Raw genomic sequence first — 2,953 nt, 5'->3', positions numbered from 1 at the left:
GCAATGGCGCATTGGAAAGTCGTGACCGGCGCAACTGCATAAATTCATCGGCAAACGCCTTATCGGGGATTAAGCGAACAACGTGACATCGCCGGCCGTCGATCAGATCTGCCAATCGATTTTCCATCGCCGCGTCGTGAATCTCAAGGGAGAATTGCCCGAAGGATATGCCTATGGGGCCCAGGCGTCCGTTCAAGGGATCACACCGGTCTTGTCTGAAGATATTGTCAATCGGGTCGGTCTCGAAAGCGGTCGCGCCTTAGTAGAGGCGGCAAAAGGAATCACCGACTTTCTGATCCGCCTACTGGCAACGAAAGACGAGGGGGAAAAACTAGCGATAGCTCGCCGGTCAGGAGGGCAATTCATCCTGGATGGGAATCATCTGCGGAGCGCGCTTGATCAGCTCGGCATGTGCGGCCCGTTTGATCGCTAGCAGATGGCAATCCCAAATTGGACGTGACGTGTCGACAGCATTTTCTTTCAAGATTTCTTGAGTCGGATGTTGAGCGATCAATCCATGAAGAAGTCTGAAAGTTCCATAAGCTATCTTATGCAAGAAAATCAATTTATAGTTGTATTATGCGATAGATACATCCTCTGACGCTCCTTTATGTCACGATCCGCTATAGTGTCGCCAGCATACTAGTCACATGCTTCGCACTCCAAATCCAGCGCGTAGCCGCGCGCACGAACGGTACGGACAAGATCTGGTCCCGTTCTCCTGAGAGCTCTACGAATGTGCCCGATGTGAATATCCACCGTTCGCGGCTCGACATCTATGCCCATCGGCCATGCCGCGGCGATCAATTCTTCCCGACTCCGAACAGCCTTCGGGCTCATCAAGAGATATCGCAGCAGGCGAAACTGCAAGGCTGTCAGCACAAGAGCGTGACCATTCCTGCGCACTTTTGCAGTGGCAATGTTCATTTCGAGATCTGCAAAGCGAAGTATGTTGACCTCAGCGCGGGCGTCGCTTCTTTCAATCAGCGCGTCGAGCCTCAAGCGCCGCAGGAATCCGATGAGACACGCTGGATCGAATGGATGTGCGAGGACAAGATCGGCGCCAGCTTCATCGAGCTGCGAATTGGGCCTGTTGCAGAACAATGCGATTGAGAGATCAAATCGCGCGATCTTGAGGTTGCGCAGGCTTGCGGCATCCACGCCACAGGTCGAGCAATCGGCGATCACGGCTCTGACATCGGGATCACACAACCGATCTTCAGCCTCTTTGAGGCTGTCGACACAGAAAGCTATAAACCCCTCCGTTGCCAGAACATGCCGCAAGAGCAGAAACATCTGCACATCTTGAGCACAGACCAGGATACGAAACTCCATCACTTTTCCTCCGGTATCGTCTCATGGCGGTGCGAATTCCCCGCCATTGACATCCAGGATCGCACCATTGATGAAGCCAGCCTCTTCCGACACAAGGAAACCGATCGCCGCCGCGACATCATGCGGCATCCCGATGCGCCCTACCGGAATGCGGGCGATCGCAGCCCGGTTGATCTCGCTGCCCGGTGGTCCTGCCATATCGGTGGCGATCCTGCCCGGCGCTATAAGGTTGACGGTCGTTCCGCTGCCGCTCGACGCAACCACCAGGGATCGCGCCAGCCCGGCAAGGGCGGATTTCGAGATGGCATAGGCGGATCCCGCGATCTTTGGAATTGTGCGACCGGCAAGGGAGCCTACCAAAACGATACGGCCGGCTCTGCGTTCGATCATGGCAGGAAGAACAGCCTGACAGCAGAGCATCGCGCCGGTCAGATTGACGGAGAGAACCGAATGCCACTCCTGAAGGGAAACCTCGGCGAACGGTGTCGGGCCGTTTTCACCCTTGGGCGATATCCCTGCATTGCAAATCAAGATATCCGGCATGGCCCATGTCTCCCTGAGCTCATGGAAAAAGTCCTGTATTTGCGCCGGCATGGTAATGTCGATGGTGCGGGCAAACACCCTTTCGGCGCCGAACCGCGTCGAAAATCCTTGTTCCGCTTTTAAGATATGGTCCGGATTTTGACCGAACAGCGCAACCTTATGGCCATGGTCGAGCAGATGCGCGACCGTTGCCAAACCAATCCCGGAACCGCCGCCAGTGACGACGGCAAGCCTTTGGCGGGCAGCAGCTGTCATGCGGCTTCGTCCATTTGCGCAAACAGAGACAGCGGTGGGTGCGCTTGTGAATCGGTCATCACTTCGATGAGCAGCGGTTCGCCTGCCTCGATGCCACGTTTGAGGGCCGGCCCGAGCGAGGCGGGATCATCAATACGGACGGATGGGCAACCGCAGGCACTCGCGATAGCCGCGTGATCGACATCGGCGAAGTGGCATGCAGAAGTATATCGCCCGAACTTCACGGTTTCGGCGTCGCGCTGAAAACCGAGGATGCCGTTGTTGAGCACGACGACCGTTACCGGCAAGCGCATGCGCATCATAGTTTCAAGCTCGGCCCAACTATGGGCAAAACCGCCGTCGCCGACAACCGCCACGACCGGGCGATCGGGCCGGGCGGCCTTGGCGCCAAGTGCGAGTGGAAAACCCCACCCCAGTCCGGCGAGGCCCCGTGGGGTGATGAAGCGCAAGCCAGCTTTTGGCGAGCGCAATTGTCCGAGTATCCACATGGAGGAATAACTCGCATCCGCAACAATTGCGATATCGCGTTCGAGCCACGGCTGCAGTTCCGCCATGACCCGCTCCGGCCGAATGGGCGATCCATCGGATGCATAGTGAATGTGGCGAGTCTCATCGAAGCGATACCAGAACGACGCGATGCGTTCTTCAAGGTGCGTCCGCATATCGCGCCGCAGAGAGAGGTCGTAGCGCGAAAGCACCTGACGCAGGGCCGCCAATGTTTCCCTGGGCGATGTCACGTTGTTCGCTTAATCCCCGATAAGGCGTTTGCCGATGAATTTATGCAGTTGCGCCGGTCACGACTTTCCAATGCGCCATTGCG

3 protein-coding genes and 1 pseudogene are annotated in these 2,953 nt (G+C 56.9%); 1 reads left to right on the top strand and 3 read right to left on the bottom strand.

All coding sequences use genetic code 11. The features are described 5' to 3' along the window. Positions 1 to 82 precede the first annotated feature (82 nt). On the top strand, positions 83 to 433 hold the full coding sequence (locus ACIQWP_RS31795; RefSeq protein WP_402796443.1) for a hypothetical protein: 351 nt from the start codon (positions 83 to 85) through the stop codon (positions 431 to 433). Between the two features lie 209 nt (positions 434 to 642). Here ACIQWP_RS31795 and ACIQWP_RS31790 read toward each other — a convergent pair whose 3' ends face one another. The 3 genes and pseudogenes from ACIQWP_RS31790 to ACIQWP_RS31780 all read right to left on the bottom strand — a co-directional run. Beyond that, the gene (locus tag ACIQWP_RS31790) at positions 643 to 1,335 is read right to left on the bottom strand and encodes a winged-helix domain-containing protein (protein ID WP_402796441.1); all 693 of its coding nucleotides are present in this window, start codon (positions 1,333 to 1,335) and stop codon (positions 643 to 645) included. A 21-nt stretch (positions 1,336 to 1,356) separates the two neighbouring features. Then, positions 1,357 to 2,133, bottom strand: a complete 777-nt coding sequence (gene fabG / locus ACIQWP_RS31785; RefSeq protein WP_402796438.1) for a 3-oxoacyl-ACP reductase FabG — start codon at positions 2,131 to 2,133, stop codon at positions 1,357 to 1,359. Then, positions 2,130 to 2,858 (bottom strand): annotated as a pseudogene (locus tag ACIQWP_RS31780) (thiamine pyrophosphate-dependent enzyme); the annotation flags it as partial. The gene fabG and the pseudogene ACIQWP_RS31780, both read right to left, overlap by 4 nt. Positions 2,859 to 2,953: the final 95 nt, after the last annotated feature.

It is taken from the genome of Rhizobium sp. NPDC090279, from assembly GCF_044769665.1.
Lineage (GTDB): Bacteria > Pseudomonadota > Alphaproteobacteria > Rhizobiales > Rhizobiaceae > Rhizobium.
Note: the sequence above shows the minus strand (reverse complement) of the source record. Positions and strands in the feature narration are given on the sequence as shown.

Bases quoted from the DNA above. Each gene is read 5' to 3' on its own strand.
- ACIQWP_RS31790 (WP_402796441.1), bottom strand. From the start codon at position 1,335: ATGGAGTTTCGTATCCTGGTCTGTGCTCAAGATGTGCAGATGTTTCTG.
- fabG (WP_402796438.1), bottom strand. From the start codon at position 2,133: ATGACAGCTGCTGCCCGCCAAAGGCTTGCCGTCGTCACTGGCGGCGGT.